This is a genomic window from Paraburkholderia sp. J11-2, from assembly GCF_905220185.1.
In the GTDB taxonomy this organism is placed as follows: Bacteria; Pseudomonadota; Gammaproteobacteria; order Burkholderiales; family Burkholderiaceae; genus Paraburkholderia.
This window is the reverse complement of sequence record NZ_CAJMYY010000055.1, coordinates 1-18506: the sequence shown is the minus strand read 5'-3', so window position 1 is coordinate 18506 and position 18506 is coordinate 1. Positions and strand designations below refer to the sequence as shown.

Genomic DNA, 18506 nt, shown 5'->3' with positions numbered 1-18506 from the left:
ACTCCCTTATCCGCGCTCGATCGCCACATCTACGATCGGCGCCGTTCCGCGCACGATCTTGATATGAGGCACATTGTGCTCGCCAAAAAGCTGTGCGGTCATGGCGTTGTTGAACTGCGTTGTAAGTTCGATGATCTGGTTTGCCGTAGACGTTTGAATGGCGTGGATGATGGCGGGGCGTTCCGTATCATCGTCGGTGGGTGGCTGGCGCAGCACGAAGGCGCTTGCGATGAAGGCCGCAAGCGTCAAGCCGGGCGCGCTCAGCGCATTGGTGACGTCGCCGGGCGCGAGGCTGAATGCCGGGAAATGCACGAGCGCGCTGCTTGCGCCGTCTTCGAGCGCGCCGAGATCGGTGATCGTCGTGGCGGTAAATCGCGCCTTCTCCACGGCGTCGATCAGATCCCGCAGCGCGCTTCTTGCCGCATGGGTGTTGTCCACCGTGATCGGGATCGCAACGATCACGTCCGCACAAGGCGGCAATGGCGGCTTGCCGTTGCGCGCGGCGAGCGCGAGCACGAGCGCATCATTGGTGAGCGCTGGCTGAACCGGCCACACATAGGGCGCGATGCCTGGGAATCGGTTGCCGACTTCGGCGTCTTTACGCATGACGGTGAGACTGCGCATCGCACGCACGACCGGATCAAGCACCGTACTTTGCAGTGCAGATTGATCGTAGTTCCCAATGGACGCGGACACTTTCAGCGCACCAATCGCCGTGCGCCGCGCAATGCCCGCATAGGCGGGTGCCCGCCAGTCGCCCCACGAATCCGGCTTGACGGCCAGCGCGGATGGACGCCCCGTGCCGAAATAAGGCAATCCCAGCGTGAAGTTGTCGATGCGCTTGCTGACCGGCGGCTGCGGCGCGCCCGGGGCGGTCACGAAATCGATCCATGCCTGGATGAAGTCTCTGGCTGCGTGCGCAGCGGCGTCGTTCGCATACTTTGCGAACAGGTCGCGCCACACGGTCAGATCGGCTGCGAACTTTGCGCGCGTCTGCGCATCGTTTGGAACCGGCGTCGATACGTTGAGCGTCGCAGCAGCACGCGGCGCGAGATCTGGCCATGACGAGTCCAGCGCGAACGCGTCCGGTTCCAGTTCGAAGCGCGTGAGTGGACTTGCCTGATCGAACAGCAAAATGAACGGTGCAAATGCTTCAGCGGGAGGGTGGTCGGCGGTCGGGTTGAGCCGAGCTTCGATATCCTGCCGCCACCAGACCGACGCTCCGTCATGCCGCACGGGTTTAGCAACGCTCGTTTGTTTCGGCGTAAACAGCGGACCCACAACACTCACGCGAAAGCCCGAGATATTGGTGTCGTCAGGCGTCAACGACTCGGTACGTTGCTGGCCGATCAGCGTGAGTTCCGGCGACGCCGATTGCACGCCCGCGGGGCCATTTGCGCAAGCGCGGATTTCATAGTTCGCGAGCGGGTCGGGCAGCGTGAACACCTCCGGCGGCTGTTTATCGGTGAGCCAGGCCTCACGTGAGGCCGCGGTCATCCCGTCGATGAATCGCACCAGCGGAAGCGAAAACACGATATAAACGCCGTTGACGCCCGCGTTGTCCCCCGTGCGTCGCTCGACCGTCCAACTGGGCTTGTCGGACTTATGGTTGATGTCGTCCCAGGGACAGTTCAGCACGTAACTGCCTTCTTCGATCGTCGCGATCACCGGTTCGGAGACGACCACGCCCGCCGACGCATAGGCCGCTGCGTGCGTGCGGAAAAAGAACGGCATCGTGTCGGTGCGCAACACGAGCGCGCCTTGCCAGCCATCCGTAAAACGTCCGCCCTTGCCGGCAAGGCCAGCAAAATCGTTATCGCCGACGATCAGCGACGGGGCAGGCGGCCGGGAGTCCATGCTGCCGAACGCCGCGGCAGTGTCGATGTCGATGTGGCAGTCGGCGCACATGTCGAGCGCCCAGCGCTGCATGGGAAACTCGCGCCAGAAGCCGACCGACACGGATTCGAACGACAGCGCACCTTCGGCCGTGACGTTCGCCTCGGACAGGATTTCCTCCGGATGCCGTTTGTAGACGAATTCAAGCATCGAATTGTCGCCGTTCGGATTGTCGTCGTTGCGGTTGTCGTCGTTGGGGTTGTCGCCCTTCGGATTGCCGCCCTTCGCAACGCGCCGGGCATCGACGAGCACCGGCGGCGCGATAGGCTCCGAGCGCGGCAGCACGATGTCGCAAAGGCGCTGCGCCCACATCTGTTCGAAGTCTTCCGTCTGGCTCTCTTGGATCGCATCGGTCCACGCCCCGTAGAGGTTGGGCGCCGGCGTCGCGGCACCAGGCTGCGCCGATCGCAGCGCCGCGACGAAGCTGTCGTAGCGTCCGAACGGTTTGACCGCGTAACGTTTGAGCCGCCGCTTGCGGTCGTCGTGCGTGAACAGCACGTCCATCGTGCCGTCATCCTGAACCGCGATGCGCCAGGGATCCGGCCGCGTTACTTCGCCGATCGAAAAGAGAATCTTGGGCGGCTTGGTAGGCGTTGCGATGTTCGTGCCGGGGCCGTAGTCGAGAAAGCGGCGCGTCCAGTTAGCGAGGCGCGAAGCGATCTGCGCGACATCTTGCGGCCAGCCATCCGCCCAACGATGTGCGGTGTATTGCTTGAGCGTAGCGATTGCGTTCTGAATCTGCGGATGGTTGAGCGCAAGTGCGGTCCAGCGCTTGGGCGACATGTCATTGAAGCTTCCGAATGGTTCGGCCGTCACCGTGTTGCCGGTTTCAGCGTCGCTTTGCGCCTTGGGCGCGCTGACGCAAACCGCCGTCGCGCCGCTGCCGACGCCATCCGCGCTCGAATCGCGAATCCAGAGGTTGCCGAGCGCGGTCGCGTCGCCGCCAACGACCGTCATGCGAACGAGCGCAACGGTTTTCTGCTGCGCCGCAGGCTGTACGTTGATCGTGCAGCACTTAGGGGCACCGGCTTTGTCGGTCATGTCGCTGATGAGCGCGGCCAACATGTCGTTCCGCGTGGAATCCGGACTCGGGGGCGCGAATGCGAGCGTCGTGAGCGGCGCACTGGCCAGCGACGTCGAGAGATCCAGCACATCGGCGACGATCACCTGCAACGGGTCGTCCTTTGCAAGCTGACATGCGCTCAGATCGATATCGAACGAGGTTGTGTTTTTGCCCGTCTGGATCGCGAAATAGGCGACCGGCCGGCTTCCACTGGCTTCCACGCACGGGTTTGGCAGTGGCCGCAAAGCGATCTGCATGAGCGCGAGACCGTTATTCGTGATGAAACTTTCTGTTTCTTTGACGTCCATCGCCGGCGTGTCGCCGTCGAATGAGGTGAGTTCCATCGTCGCGCCCGCACGCGTCAGGACGTCGATGAAGGGTGCGCCCAGCGATATATCCTGATACGTCACCAGCGTTGCGTCGAACGCCTGGTTGAGCAGGGGAAGCGCCTTATCGGGCCGCAGGTAGCCGTTCGTTTCCGTATCGTAAAGGCGCAGTCCGACCGCCAACCCGAGCATACGCAGCACGCCCCATCCATAGGGGTCGCGCTGCGGTGGCGAGTCGTCCATCCACGCCGTGACGTCGGCTGCACTGGTTTTCGGCAACGGCTCCAGCACCGGCTCGTAGCGTCGATACACCGCGCCGCCCGTATCGCACAAGTTGGTGACCAAGTCGAACGTGCCGCTGGCGATCTGGGTCGTGCCATCTTTCATGTCGCACAACAGGATGAGCTGCACGGACTTAAGGAACCCAGAATTTTTCTTCAGTTCACTGAAAAGCTTCGCGCGCTTGCTTGCGGAAAGCCGGATAGAGAGGTTTCCCGCAGCATTGCGGACCAGTCCATACCGGCCTGCCGAGGTCACGCCGATGCGGGTGAAGTCGATCTGCGCTGGCGCACCGTCGCCTGAGACCAGGATGACCTCGGGCGTCGTCATATTGGCGGGCCAGTCGGTGATCGAAAAACGCACCGTCTGGCAGTCCGCGAACGACTGCTCGGACAACGGTTGGCCCGACGCGTCTTTCCATTCGTTCGGCGGCTTGATCGACGGGAACTCGCTTTCCGGCAGACCGGCATAGCGCACGCGATCGATGGTGTCCGCGAGCACGGGGTGCAGATCCGGATCGAGATCGACTTGCCATTGCGCCGTGGCAATCGGCGTGGATGGATCGTTTTTCAGTGCGGCGACCTGCACGCGCGCATTGCGCAGGTCGTTGCGATTCCTGTCGAAGACGTCGCGCGCCGGGGCTTCCCACGAGAGATTGCGCAGCAGCTTGCGCACCGCGCTCACGGTGCGCGCCGTGTTGGGCGGGAGATCGAAAATCGTTCCGGCGGCTGGATCCGGATCTGGAGCCGGAGTCTGGTCTGCGGAAACGGCCTTCGGATTGCTGGGCGGGAGGGGCTTCACGAGGTAAGCCTTGCTCCCAATCGTGAGCGTCACCCGGAGCCCGGTGGGCCGTCCATTGGCGAGTAGCGCGGTAACCACGGTCTCGTCGACGTTGATCGACAGCGCGCGACGCAATGGCCGCTGCGGCCACACCACGAAGGACTCCGCCGGCGAGTACCATCCGGCGAGCCGTGACGTACCCTCGCCCAGTCGCGCGGTCTCGCCTGGATAGTGGGCCTCGACCTTGGAAAAGTCCGTGATCGCGGGCGGGTCGATGCCGACGTCGGTTTCCGGCAAAGCCTGCACGCGCGTGAGGTGTCGGGCCGTCATGCGCGTGAAGACCAGATCGACCGTATCGCCATTGCCGAACGGCGCAATGCCGCTCGCACCGATGCTTTCGATTGACAGCATCCGGTAGCCGTCCGCGCGGACCATCGCGCTGACCTGGACTTCCGCCCACTTCCACTTTTCGCGCGTGCTCACGAGGCGCAAATGGCCTTTCACGCGTTCCGGCGACTGATCGATTTCGTCAAGTTCGTGCGAACGATCGCCGTGGAGATCCGTCGTGCTGATCAGGAGTGTTGTCGCGGCGGAAAAATCTTCCGCGTTCACACTGAATGTTGCTTTGGCGGGCGCGCGGCCATGGGTCGAGGCGTCGAAGTCGCAGGCCAGCCGCAGCGCGAATGGGTGTGTGGATGCGCCATTGGCATCGCTTCCGGCATCGAACTCGAACAGATCGAAGCCGCCAAAAAAGGGCGCGAGCCGCGTCGCGCTGTTATCGGTCGCATCGTCGTCTTTTGCGGCCGCTTTGTCGCCTTCTGCGGCCGGGCGGGCGTTCCATCGCAGCCGCGTAGCAACGCGCCGCCGGATGTCCGGCAGAATTTCCAGAGCCGATGAGGCTGATGCCGACTGATCCAGATTTTCGACCAGGGTCTCGGTCAGTCCCTGCGCGTCCGGGCAGCGGATCACGACGCGGCCAGCTTCGCCGGCGAGATCGTCGAACATCAGCGGAGCGGCGTCCACCGCGAGCGGATGCTCGTAAATTTCGACGGGCGCAGCAATGGGCATGGCCTTGTGCTGTGTGTCCGCTTGCGGCGGAGCGAAGAGGATCGTGATATCGGTCGGGCACCAGGCGCCCGGTGTTTCCGAGGCCGGATCGTACTCGGGACGGATCGCGAAGCGCACGGCAATCACGCTATCGCGTTTGTTCTTGCTCGTCACGCCAATCGCCTCGAAGAAGGCATCGTCCGGCAGGCTGAAACCCGTGCGGCCAGTCAGCTCGAGCGGCGCAACGTACGACGGAATCTGATTCGATTGGCCATCGCTTTTTTTCGCGGGCAGCGTGATCAGAAAGTCGGTATCGGTTGCGTGTTTCAGATCGAAATCGGCAGCTGAGGGGCGCGTAAGGGCATCGGTGACCGCGTCGCTGCCGTAGAGGCCGCTCGGAACACCGCGCTCGCGCCGCACGCGCAGCCGGTAGGTGCGATCCTTGTCGAGCGGCGGGCGAAGATCATTGTCGCCCGATGCCGTTGGCATCGTGTTCTGCACGCCGTCGTCGTTGCTGTCGTCGATGCCCAGCGTGACATCTGGTTTCGCTGTGTGCTCTTGGTTGACCCACGGGCCGCGAAGCTGCGCGTTGCTGTCGCGATATTCGAAATTCAGCACGGCGCGCCTCACGCATGGTTGCGTGCTCGCGGGCGTGTTGAGCTTCAGCACGAACTGCGACTGGCAACCCTGCGTTCCCGCGGTATCGACCGGTTTGATGACGTAATGCAGGCTCGTGATCAGCGTATTGCCTTTGCCTTGCAGAATGGCCCGGCTGTCCGCTGGCGGAAGGTCGGAAAGGTCGTCGACGTACTGCGCGTTTGGCCGCGTGAAGCCCCACACCAGCTCGCCGGTCACGGGATCGACAATCAGCCGCAACGGCGCGGTGGCCTTGGCCGTGACGGGCCTTGGCGGATACAGCGCATTACCGTCTGCCGTCATCGCCACACGTTCGATGTAGTAGTGCTTCAGGTCGAATTCCGGGTCGTTCCAGACGCCTGACGACGGCCCGAAGGCGGGCTCCAGATCCCAATCGATCAATACGCCGTGCGGTGTGGACTCGAAGCTGTGTTTCGTAAGCTGAGGCGAGCGCTCGCGGAACATGCTTTCGGGCGGGTTGAAGAGATGGACCTGCTGACCCTTGCCCTCGGTGGTATCGATCACGAAATTCGCGCAGGCAGGCGTGGCCGCATCGGGCGCGCGTGAGCCGAACAGCTCGTCGATGTTGGTGCGCGTCACCACAAACGCAACGCCGAGCAGGCGTATGTCGAATCCCGGTGAGCTGGGGTCGGTGGCCCATGCGAGATCACCGCCGTCGGCGAGCTTCGTAGCCGACTCGCACAGCGCCGCGACAATCGACGCGCGCCGTTCCTCGATGGCATTGGCGGCGCGCGCTTCGGTCTGCAGGTCGAGCTGGTCGCGCGCTGCGGCGGCGAGCACTTGCGCGGCGGCTTCACGTGTTGGCGGCAGGCGTTGCGCGTCGGTCTTCACTTCGCGCGCGAGCGGCTCTTTCAGCGCGTTGTCACTGTCGACGATGAAGCACTGCGTCAGCACCTGGCCGAGCGTCAGCGTGCCCGCAGCGGCCACGATCGCAGGGTGATCGAGGCGATACGGGAGTGCGGTGGCGGTGTCTGTCAGTTCCAGAGGGGTCGAGCGGGCGGGTTGGGCGGTGCTGCCCGGGTCGAGCAGCTGGATGTCGATCTTCTGCCGCTGGCCCGGCAGGACTTCGCCCGCGCTAAGCAGGCGAATCGACATACGCGAGGTCGGCGTGCTGTCGTCGGGTTTTTCTGGCGGTGCGTAGAACGTGCCGAGCCAGTTGCCATTGAAGTGGCGCGGCAGGGCTTCCTCGGTGAGCCCGGTTTCGGAGTGGTCGCGGGGCACGAGGATCATCACGAATCGTTCGCCGGCGTCGCCCTGTTGTTCGCCTCGCACGGGGAACAGCATCGCCCAGTAGCCAGTTGGTGGCAGGGCGCGGCCGGAGGGTTCGATCTCGGTGGGCGGATTGGCGGCTTGGCCCGCAGCGCCGCCCGCGCCTGCGGCCGGTGGTGGCGCGGGCGCGGGCTCGGCGAGCTTGTCCTGTTTGTCGAGCGACTGGTCCAGCGAGCGATCGGCGTCACGCGAAGCCGCGCCGCGTGTCTGCCCGGCGGGCGCGACGCCTTGCTGCGCATCTGGCAGCGCAACGCTCAGGCCGAGCGAAAGGAAGCGCGCGACGCGCTGGCGCGCCGATTCGAGCATGTCTTCGTTGAAACCAAAGCCCACGCCAAGCCGCAGCGTGCGGCCAAACGCACCCACGGCCACCGAGGCGCACGCGCGCCCACCCATCTTTGCGGGCGAAAGCGCGACTTCGAGCGCGACGGAGATGGTGAGCGACATCGAGAAGCCCACTTCGAGGTGCACGTCGAAGAAGCCGGCCGAGAAGTTGAGCCAGACCCGCACCTGCAGCGAAATGGCGACATCGCAGGCGAGCGCACCGTAGAACAGCGTGTCGCCGAAACGCTTGAGCGAAAGATAGGCAATGAACTTCGCGTCGAGCGAAAAATCGGCACGCGCGCTCACTGATGCGCCGAACGAGCGCCCGCCAACCGTTCCGCCGATCTGCGCGAACCCTTTGGCGCGAAACGCGACGCCGTAGAGCACCGAGAGATCTTCGATGCGATTGACGAGCCCGCCCGAGCAATCGATCTGGAACACGTCTTTCTCTGCGAGCGTGAAGCCCAGCTCGTAGGGCCAGCCGAATTCCTGATGAAAGAGGCCGGGGCGAATATAGATCGTCGCGGACCAGCGGATGGCCTTCATCGCCTTGACGAGCGGTTCGGGCAATTGCGGATGCGTGCCCTCGACGTCGCCGGTGCCGTCGGCAATCAGGCGCCCGAGAAATTCGCTGCGCGGCACCGAAAGATACATATAGCCGCGCATGGTCGGATTGGTTCGCCATGCGTCCGAGGTGGCGCTCGAATTGACCCAGTCCGCGTAATTGCGCGCGAGCCATACACGTGCGTTCATGAAGAACGTGAGGTCGCTGCGCAGGGCGGCGACGATATCGAAAAGCACCGGATTGGGCAGGTCTTCTTCGCCGGATTCGTTGTATTCGTTTTCGCCGGACGCGCTCGCGATGGTAATCAGCCCGCGCAGTGCAAGCGTCAGGCGGTCACCTTCGGGTTCCGGCTCCCACGCGTTGACCGATGCCAGCTCGCCCTGATACTTCGAAATGCCGTCGAGCGTATCGATGAGACCCTTGACGTCCGTAACCTGATCCGCGCGATTGAATGCCGCAAGCGTGTAGCGAAAGCCGAAACCAAACCCCACCTCGCGCAGATAGATCGGCGCAAGGGGCGTGGGAATTTCGATCGACAGCTTGTCTTCCTCGCCATAGACAAAGAAGGCCTGGCGCGGCGCGCCGTTGTCCTTGCGCAGCTCAAGAAAGCCCATCGACGCGGACATTTGCCCCCAGCCCTTGATGCTCAATTTGCCCGCGGCAAGAAAGCCGCGAGCGGTGACATTGGCGGGTAGCGCGCCGGGGGCGAAGAGCGTAGGCAAGGTGTCGTCAACGGCAATCGCTGTGCCTTCGATCGTTGCCGAGCCGCCGAAACGCACGGCGACGCTCAGGCCGTCGAATCGCACACGCGGACGCCAGTCATTCAAAGGTGCTCTGGCAACCATGAGTTCGTGACAAATAATGCTTTCGCTAGGGATGTCGCATCCTTCGAGAAAGTAGAGTTGTCCGGAAATGGACATCGCAGGATCGCCATTGAAAGCCGGCGACTTCGGATGAAAACCGATCCCGCGCAGTTCGAACGTGAACAGGTTGAAGAAGTTGATGCGCGCTTTCGGCTCGACGTTGACCTGAAAACTGATTGCACGCGCAAGCATCGACGGGTCGCGTGCGAGCGGCGTTTGATCCAGCGTGATGGTCAGACTGGCGAAGTTCTTCAGCAGACCTTCGGCGAACGCGCCTGGCTGCGGTGTAAAGCGTGCCGTGCCGGTCAGCGTGAAATAGAAGTGATATCCCCCGCCTTCGGCGGAGAAGTCGTGGAACCGCAAGCCAATAGCCGCGAGCGAAAACGTGAAGCACGTCGCGTGGCAGACAATCGGACTGCCTGACATGTCGAGCCTGGCGTCGGCGCTTTGCACGATCAGCGTGCCGTCGCTGCCGCGACCCATCGTGATCGAAATGCTCGCGTTGGCTTCGCCGATCAGATCCGGTGGCAGTTGCCCCGAGCCGTTGATCGAGAACGACTGGATCTGTCCGTTGCGGATCAACAGTCCGCCTTCGTGAAAGCGAAACGGCATATCGACGCCGGCAAGCTGAACGGGCGATTGCGGATCGACTCGCGCGCTCAGGTCGATGCCGTTGCGCGACATGATGAATTCATCGACGCAAAACACGATGCCACGGCCTTGGCTGGCTACCTTGTCGTAGGTGAGGTCGAGGCGGGCGCTGTTAGCGAGCGACAGGCGCATGTCGCCTGAGGAAAAGTCCAGTTTGAAGATGGGATAGCTGCCTGCAGGCGTGCCGCCAGGCGGCACGTTGCGGGGAAGAATCTGGCCGGAGAGGCCAAGAAGATCAAGCCTCGAATCGGCTGCCGTACTCTCGACCTCGACGGTTTCGATGCTCTTCAGGCGGACCTGCATCGAGTGAAGGTCGAGTTGCACGTCGATCGGCAGTTTTGCTGTCGTTTCGCCACCCGACGCCTTCCTGATATGCAGTGTGGCGTTGAAGGTGATATCAACGGTGCTTGCGCTGACCTTTGGCGGATCGCCATTTTCGATCGTCACGTACTGCTTCAGCGTATCGATGAATGTGCCGGTGCCGGTCGATGGCGACGTGCCGCCCGATGACTGGAGGAAGGGCAGCAGCCTCGTTGCAGTGCCGGGGGCGACGGTGATGTCGAGTTGAATATCGTTCTGATGGTTGTCTTTGGGGCCGCAACTGAGTGCCGAATAGGTAATCGCGCCGCTAACGGTCGATACCGGTACGGGCAGCATGGCCCCCGCGGGCAGTGGTTGAATGTTCGCGCTCATCTTTTCAAGGAAGCTGATCGCGCCCGAGCTATAGCGCACCAGGATGAGCGGCGTCGTGATGTTTGGTATGACCGTGGCTTGAATCACGCGTGATGAGTTGACGCGCTGCCCGTCTTTTCCGTCGCTATCGCGCACGGCGTCGCAGACCGTGTCACGTCTGAGCCAGAGGTCGGTACCCAGCGTAAGGGCGGTGGTATCAGGGGCCGGTTCGGTGACGGCCAGTGCGATGCTCACAGGCGAATCCAGGTCCACGATCAGGGACGGCCGCCACGCATACGGCACGTCCAACGTCAGTCCGAGCGCGTCGCCAGTCCAGGGCTCTGCTGCCGTGCCGTCCCATGCCGGCGACACGATAACCTGCCGCAGCGCGAACGTGCGCGCATCGAGCCGGGTTTCAACGACAAGATATGGATGACTGAATGAAGCCTTCTGCAATATCTTGAACAGTTGCTTTACCGCCTGCGCCAGGAGATCCGCCGCACCTTGCGCGATGCCGATCAGCGTTTCCGCAGCGGAGATTACCTGTTGTGCGAGCCAGCCAATGGCCGCGCTCGCCATCGCCGCGATGCGTTCGAGCAGCGCGAGCAGGCCTGTATCGGTGTTGCCCTGCGGTATTGGAATCGCGCTGACGAACCTGATAAGCGCTGCTGCGGTGTCGGCGGCCTCGCGGGCGATCAGGCCAACGAGCCCGAAAGGATAAGGATCGACGATATCGAGTGATTTGATTTTGCCGGCGCTCTTGCCGGACGCCGGCGTGTAGCCTTCCTCGAATACGACGCGCAGGGCGAGCACGAGCGAGGGATCGCTCTTTGCGCGGATCAGCACGCGCGGCAAGGTCAGCGTGGCGGTGAAACTGGCGTCGGCGCTGGCGATTTGCGGCAGGGTGATCGAGCCCGTGAATGCGAACGCCAGTTTGCCCGGATCGATATCGATCGTGAACGGGAGCGCTGGGGGCTGGGTGATGGACTTGTCCGGCAGATCGATATTGGCGGCATGGGTCGCGGTGATTTTTCCCTGAAGCGTGAGATTGCCTTGCGCATCCAGCCCAATCGCCAGACCGGCTATATTGGCGAGCGGCGTGGACGCATCGCTGGACGTTTCACATACCAGCGTGCCGTTCCCGGAGTTCGTGGTGCTGAGGGCCAGCTTGCCGTTAGTGACGTTGAAACTGATGCTTGGCTTCGATGCGCCCCAGTCGATGCTCAGCTTGGGGTACCCGTCGTCGGGCGATGGGATCGGCAAGTCGAAGCGAAACAGCGTGGCGAGACCGCTCAGGTCGAGATCGGACCACTGCAGCGTTGGCCATGCGATCTTCGGCCAATGAAAATCGAACGGGCACTTGATGGCAGGCAGTGCGTCGAGCGACAACGAAGGCAGTACCGAGAGTATCCCTTTCCGCGTCAAGGTCAGGCTCAGGAAAAAGCTGGCGGTGCAGGCATTTGTGGCTAAAGTGGCTTGCCCTTGTGCATTGAGTGTGGCGGACAGCACGACGGCGTCGTCGGCAGGCGCAGGTGAAAGCGTGGGATCGACCATCAGAAGGTCGATCGACAAGCTCGCACTGATCATCGCCGTAAGGTTGCCCACGCCACTAACGCCGAGGAACCCTCCAGCTTGCGCGTCCAGATCGATCTCGTGATCCGCCAGTTGTTTGCGCAGCGAATCGCGCAGTGCTTCCAGTCTCGCGCGCTCGCTGGCTTCCGCTTTCTCGATCACCTTCGACTGGATCTCGCTCCAGCTCATGAGTGTGCCGTTCGTGACGAATTCGGCTGGCAGTACCGTAATAGGTGGCGGTCCGTCGGCAGAGCCGAGGACGAACATGCCCTTGAGCGCATCCCCGACTGAAAGAAGAATGGCCTCGATCACGCGCGTGCTGTCATCGATGCGTGCCTTCAGTGTGAATCCACCAGCATCGCTGGTCGAATAGAGTTTGATATCCGCCATGCCGTCACACTCCTGCCACTACCGCGTCACGAATCAAAAGGACAAAACTGATCCGCACAAGCGGGCCGTTCGTTTCCGGCGCGAATGTGAGGCGTGAGGCTACGCAAGGTCAATCGCCTGGTTCCTTGAGTCGCGGGACCAGTGGACTTACAGCGGCAAAGGGAAGGGTACTGATGGGAAGCCAGAGAAAGGGGCGCTGGCTTGAACGGCGGCAGAGTGTTAACCTGAGGAAACATTCAGGTTGCATGCGCAACGCGCGTCCCCTGCAATTCACGATGATCCGTATGTATGGTGTGCGCACGTAATTCCACCTTTTATTCTGGCGTCGCATGGAAGCGTTCTGTCCCGTGACGCTGCCCGACTTGTCGATAGGATTGAGCGTTTATAAACGTTATTCTATTAGGCAGGCGACTGATTCCAGATTGCATTTAAAATAAAAGCACATTCGCCCAATATTTGCAAAGCCACTTTTGTGTGGCGTAGACTGTGAGGGTAACGATGATTGATAACAAAACGCTCGGATTTTGTCGCACTAACGCGGTCAAGTAAAATCCGTCGACCACAACGCATGACAAGCATGATGGCAAAGACGAAGGCGCCATGCACGACGCTGCCCGTTGGCATTGGTAAGGCTCTGATGCGGCTGCACCACCCGCTGGACGTGATCCTGCTGTGCGTCCGGTGGTCCGTCGCGTACTCACTGAGCGTCCGTAACCTCGAAGAAATGATGGCCGAGCGGGGTATCGATCTGGACCATTCGAGCGTGCACCGATGGGCTATCAAGCTGCTGCCTGTGTTTGAAAAAGAATTCCGCAAACGCAAACGGCCTGTCGGCGAGAGCTGGCGCGTCGATGAGACCTATGTCAAGGTCAAAGGCCAATGGAAATACGTGTACCGTGCCGTCGACAAGGTGGGCAACGCTGTGGATTTTCTGCTGCGCGCCCATCGGGACAAGGCCGCGGCGCGTCGCTACGTCAAAAGGCGATTGAACAGAGTGGCGAGCCAGAGACAATCACCGTGGGCAGGAGCGGCGCCAATCTGGCTGAGCTGAAGTGCCCAATGCCGAGCATTTAACACCGATCAAGGCCCGTCAAAACAAATACCCGGGCAACGTCGTTGAGCAGGGTCACCGCGCCATCAAACGCATCATCAAACGGACGATGGGGTTCAAGGATTTCCGCTGTGCGCGCATCATCCTGTCTGGCATAGAGATCGTACGCATGATCCGCAAGGGGCAAATGTGTGACGATCGCTTCACCTCGACTGCAGTCGAACAATTCTATTCTCTCGTAATGCAACAATCATCGTCATCTTAAGCGCCTGATCGTCCCATAGCCCTTAACGCGACACAATCCAGTGGTTTGAGCTCACAATCATCGATTGATCAACCCGCTCTTTGTGGATTCGGACATGCCAGTGTGCTACAGGTAACATAAATCTCAGTCTTGGTACTGGGCATAGTTGAAAGATCGTCTATCGTTACAAAAATAACAGATAACGGATACTGATGCTTATAAAGCGGTCGAGAATCTCCGCGAAAAATCTCCATCCGGCGGACTGGATATTCCGCACAGAGCGGGGATTTGGACGACTTGCCAGCCTCCGCCAGAATTGCCTGCTCCAAAGCTGGCTCACGGGAATTCGGCTGGGACTGGCCGAATTTCTTCCACAAAATCCTTTAAATGAACGCGCAAGCTTGCCTAAGATTTCCTGCTGCGTTGCCGGACGAGAGTTTGTGAGCTCCCCATGCATACGAAGGGCCAATTTTAACCAACGCTTGATAAACGGAGACACGTGATGCCCAATCCGAATCCGCCCTGCACCGCCAACATACAGTTGGTTTCGATCAGTGACGACAATCTATTAACAGTCGAGATATCTACCGGCAGGTGCAAGCGCAGCGCCGGATTCTTCTATTTCAATCCCGTCTTCGCGGACGGATCGGTGGGTCCCCGACAACAATCTGAAGGTTGGAACTCCGGTATCGCTGGAGGTACCGGCACATTTTCACACCAGTCTCAGATCAATGGGCCGCTGGCGCAGAGCGTCCAGATTCTGCCCGACGATACCGTATGCTCGTGTCTGGATGGCACGCCCTAGCTCGCGAGCGATATGGCGTCCAAACATGGGATTTGGGCGCTGTTCAAATGTGCGTCGGTTATCGGACGATTCTCGGTGTTGCGCGAACGATAACTATCAGCCGGATTTATTTCGGCGCCGATGTACAAGGCTACCACTCGCACAAAACGGATGCTTTTTAATCGGCTTCCGATATATGAGGCAGAGCCGGTCTTGGCGGTCGACTTAGCATGCCCGAGTAGCCCTAATTGGCAGACCCAAACCGGTCCAGCCTCAGGAGATCACTCCAGATTCCCCGCAAGGTGGGTCAGATTTCAATCGGCGTTGGCACCTAGAGCGCATCGCGCTAATTGGCGGCGGTGTCCGACGCGGCTACGTCCTTGTCAGGGGGGAGCCGAACCCCAAGATCTTCTCAAAGAGATCATCACGCGTTTTCTCAGACGCAAGATTCAGCCGCTTGTGTTCAGCGACCGCTGCCTGTGCTGCCCGCTTGATACGCTCGCACTCTGCGTGCCCAACCAGTGGCAACCGAGCCAGCAAGGCGCTGGCAGCCTGGTAGGCGGGGAAAGCCGGTTCCTCCACGAGCCTGTTTGCCAGCCATTCGATGTACGTCGGATCGAATCGCATCTGTAGCGCCATGATCGCTACCAAGCGTTCGCCGGGCGAAGGGCTTGCCGTGAGCTTCGATAGGAACGGCTGCACCATCAGCCCGATCAGTTTCATGCGACCCGCGATCTCGCGCATTTTCTTCGTCCGTGCGCTGCCATAGTTCTGCTGTTGCCGAACGGACTCGTATTCGCTTGCCAGTGTGCGAATCTGCTCCAGCACCACTTCAGGCCGATCGGCCGCAGATGCGATCTGGTTCAGGCGGCGGGCGGTCTCCTTGTCGGATTCTGTCGGGATAGAGGGCATGCCGGGGGTCACGTCGGGTAGCGGGGGGGCTTCCTGGATCGCAGCATCGATCTCGGCGCGAAGCTGGCCTGCCATGTTGTTGTCGGAACGGATCATCGCGCCCTGCAGGTACAGGCGGGTGTAAAGGTATCCGCAGAGAAATCCGATGATCGAGAATCCAACGATCATCGCCATGGCAACCGATATATCCCAGGCGGTTGGTGCTTGTTGCAGCGACGCCGCCACGTTTGCCGCGATGTCATGGATGCGTGTACCGATGGCTTTCAGATTGACTAGCCCGAGGCCGACGATGATCTTGGTCAGCCAATCGGAGATTTCTTCCAAATTCGTATTGGGTCGCGCTGACCTGTCACTGGATTGGCTCGACATTGCCGATATATCAGCGGCAACGCTTTTGGCGTTGCCGCCAGCGACAGACGCCGGCTTGGTTGATGTCCTGGTCAGGAAAATGCCGGATCGCGGGATGCCGAACAGGAAGCCCGTCACCCCACCGACGGCAAGACTCGCAATGGCCCAGAGCACCACTGCGCCGACCGCGCCAGCGACTGTGCTGTTGACGCCCACCCAGATGACCCCGATACCGCCCAGCGCGAGCATGGGTAGCAATGCGATGTTGACTGCGGTGATGTCGTCCTTGGTCTGCTGCTTCAACAGATCGTCCGTCGAGCGATTGAACGTGAGTTTTGACGGATCGCTGCTGGATGGGGAAATGAATGACATGGGGATGTCCTTTTCAGGGCGCGTCGGTCAGGCCGCGCTGGTCCTTGGGATCGCGCCTGCTCCAGGTGTGGATGGCTTCTTCGAGTTCGTCGGGCAAAAGCTGGGAAGGCAGCCACGTGGCGATAAACGCTTCGCAGCGAGCACGGAATGGACGACGCCAATCGTACCCGTTGCCAGTCAAGACCGATGTCGCCTGGGCTTGACTGCATGCCGCGAGGGCCACAATCAAAGGCCACAGAAGGGATGGTGCTGCATTCACAATATATCGCCGATCCGCTGAGAGATAGGTCACGGCATCGAGCAACGTTGCAACCTTCGCTGGCAGGTCAACCATACTTGCGAAGCGCTTCGGCAGATGCGCTTCGTGCAAGTGAGGCAGGCGTGCGTCGCTCCTCCGATCGAACCAATCGCCGTGGTAAGCGCTCGAACTTCGAGCGTCCAGGTCGGGGTAGTGCGAGACCGCGAATTTCATGGCCGCGTCCTTGTTGATCAGGCAAGCGACGCGAACCAACTCCAGCGCATTGGCGTTCATGTGTGCGTCGAATGCTTTCTTTGCTGCGATAATCAGCAGGCGACACGCCGCTTCCCAACTGCGGTGCGGTAACAAACGCGCCACTGAGAATAGGCGCTCGTGATGCGCATTCTTTTCCATTGTCGCCAGCAGGACGGCCATGGAAGTGTCGTAGCCGCTATCAATGGGTGCATCCGGTCCGTACAGAAACCGCAGCCAGTCACCGTCCGGCGGCACGAGTGGGCCGTCGCCATCGGGTTCTGGACCACCGTCATCGCCGCTGCCCATGGTCCCTGGGCCACTGCCGCCGTAAATTCGCCGCACATAGGATCGCAACTGCTCCAGTGATTCGAACGCATGTTCGGTGCCGTCCTGCAGGGAAAACTGTTCCTGCATACCGCGATGGACTGCGCCGAACGCGATAGCACGCGGCACTGGGCGCGCCTCAAACGTGGGCGCGGCCAGCATGACGGGATCCTCCGCATCGACCCTCCACGGATCGCCGCTCACACGATGCGATGCAAATGCGCGTCCATCGGTGGGCGACCACGCGTCGATATACCACTTCATTTCCATCGCGGGCCCCGGTCGTGATCGGACATCACGCGATAAGCTATTGGCTTGCCCTCCATGACTTTGCGCGCCTGCTGCCGTTGTGCCACCCACTGCAATTCTTCCGGCATGACGGATTCACCGTTCCGGAACCGGCGATCGATGCTGTTTTCGATGGCTTCGTCTTCCGGATGGGCGCGAACTTCGAGTACCGCCTTCGTATCGATCTTGCCGTAGTGGTAGGCCTCGACAAAATCCTCGTCGGAAAGCAGGGCACCTGCGACGGCGCCGCGCGTATATCGGCGTGCACGGTGACCAAGACGGTCGATCACCTTGATAGCCAGCAGGTCTGCACAATCGGGGCTCGGATAGCTGCTCATCAGGCTCCTGACGATCGATGGGTATTCCGCCGGCAGCAGGTTGGAGAGTATGCCCCTGATCGGCTCCTCATCGAGGTCATAGGAATTGCGATCGAGCACGAGAATGGGTTTGTGCTTCAGCACCACACAGTATTCACCGTAAAACCGCATGCCGGTGCCGCCCATCGACAACGCGCAAAAGTAGACTTTCTCCGGTGTTGTCAGCCCCACCAGTGAATCGACGCGAATGCGCTTTGGGGATGGCTGGCGTCGCACGCCATGCACGACCGGGCGCTCGTAGACATTCTTGTAGTCGTTGTGCTCGATGAAGTTTCGTAGTGCATCTGCGCCCAGATTGAAGATGACGTGTACGTTACCGCTCGTCGGGGACGTCAGGGAGTCAATGTAGTCGGCATTAGCAAGTGTGAAGTCCACGCCCGGCCATTCGCGACTGAATCGCGCCAGCAACTGTTCTCGGCGGTCCGCCCATGAGAGCGTGAAATACTGCGGTATCCGCGATACCTGCGCGGGGGCTGCCATCAAGCTATTAGCGTGGCTTCGCTGAGCGTGGTCCTCACGGTGACCACGCCTCAGCCAGTCGGAAATCCCTCTTATCCATTTGATGTCCATCGCTCTCTCCCCACGGCGCGGGCGATCGAATTGTCGGTACGGGTTGGCTATTCAAAAGTTTGGCGACGTCCGGCAACACCGGCAGCAACTCGTACCCGCGTTGCACGATGGTCCAGTGACGACATGTGAGTCTGACGCTGGCTGGATTTTCAGGTTGGCCACTTGGGTTGGATTTGACTGTGCGGTAACGCACACACCTCCGCCTACCTGGCATCGTTCGCGTAGAACGACGCAAATCTGTCAATCCAGTGCAGCCAAATTGAAATTGGAAATTATCAACTCTTTGAATTTAGTGGGTTCAACTGCGTCGGGAAAACGGGCCGGTTAGCGGAAGGCGGGGCGGAGGATTGGTTTTCAAACATCAAAGTTTAATGGAAAAATAGATGTATTGC

5 protein-coding genes and 1 pseudogene are annotated in these 18506 nt (G+C 60.8%); 2 read left to right on the top strand and 4 right to left on the bottom strand.

All coding sequences use genetic code 11. The annotated features are described in order from the left end of the window. Nucleotides 1–6 precede the first annotated feature (6 nt). The gene (locus U5A57_RS40285) at nucleotides 7–12351 is read right to left on the bottom strand and encodes a hypothetical protein (RefSeq protein WP_321917808.1); all 12345 of its coding nucleotides are present in this window, start codon (nucleotides 12349–12351) and stop codon (nucleotides 7–9) included. A gap of 577 nt (nucleotides 12352–12928) precedes the next feature. On the opposite strand from U5A57_RS40285, the pseudogene U5A57_RS40280 reads away from it, so the two are divergent. Both U5A57_RS40280 and U5A57_RS40275 read left to right on the top strand, forming a co-directional pair. Further along, a pseudogene (locus U5A57_RS40280) lies at nucleotides 12929–13667 on the top strand (IS6 family transposase). 481 nt (nucleotides 13668–14148) lie between these two features. Continuing rightward, a complete protein-coding gene (locus U5A57_RS40275; RefSeq protein ID WP_321917807.1) occupies nucleotides 14149–14451 on the top strand; it encodes a hypothetical protein in 303 nt (100 codons plus the stop codon). 351 nt (nucleotides 14452–14802) lie between these two features. Here the strand turns inward: U5A57_RS40275 and U5A57_RS40270 are convergent, their stop codons facing one another. The 3 genes from U5A57_RS40270 to U5A57_RS40260 are packed head-to-tail and all read right to left on the bottom strand — an operon-like array spanning nucleotide 14803 to nucleotide 18114. After that, nucleotides 14803–16062, bottom strand: a complete 1260-nt coding sequence (locus tag U5A57_RS40270) for a hypothetical protein (RefSeq protein WP_321917805.1) — start codon at nucleotides 16060–16062, stop codon at nucleotides 14803–14805. A 13-nt stretch (nucleotides 16063–16075) separates the two neighbouring features. Next, on the bottom strand, nucleotides 16076–17143 hold the full coding sequence (locus U5A57_RS40265; RefSeq protein WP_321917803.1) for a hypothetical protein: 1068 nt from the start codon (nucleotides 17141–17143) through the stop codon (nucleotides 16076–16078). Further along, nucleotides 17140–18114 (bottom strand): hypothetical protein, encoded by a 975-nt coding sequence (locus tag U5A57_RS40260; protein WP_321917801.1) that lies wholly within the window; start codon nucleotides 18112–18114, stop codon nucleotides 17140–17142. The genes U5A57_RS40265 and U5A57_RS40260 overlap by 4 nt, the downstream gene beginning before the upstream one ends. Between the last annotated feature and the right edge of the window lie 392 nt (nucleotides 18115–18506).

Bases quoted from the DNA above. Each gene is read 5' to 3' on its own strand.
- U5A57_RS40270 (WP_321917805.1), bottom strand. From the start codon at position 16,062: ATGTCATTCATTTCCCCATCCAGCAGCGATCCGTCAAAACTCACGTTC.
- U5A57_RS40285 (WP_321917808.1), bottom strand. From the start codon at position 12,351: ATGGCGGATATCAAACTCTATTCGACCAGCGATGCTGGTGGATTCACA.
- U5A57_RS40265 (WP_321917803.1), bottom strand. From the start codon at position 17,143: ATGAAGTGGTATATCGACGCGTGGTCGCCCACCGATGGACGCGCATTT.
- U5A57_RS40260 (WP_321917801.1), bottom strand. From the start codon at position 18,114: ATGGACATCAAATGGATAAGAGGGATTTCCGACTGGCTGAGGCGTGGT.
- U5A57_RS40275 (WP_321917807.1), top strand. From the start codon at position 14,149: ATGCCCAATCCGAATCCGCCCTGCACCGCCAACATACAGTTGGTTTCG.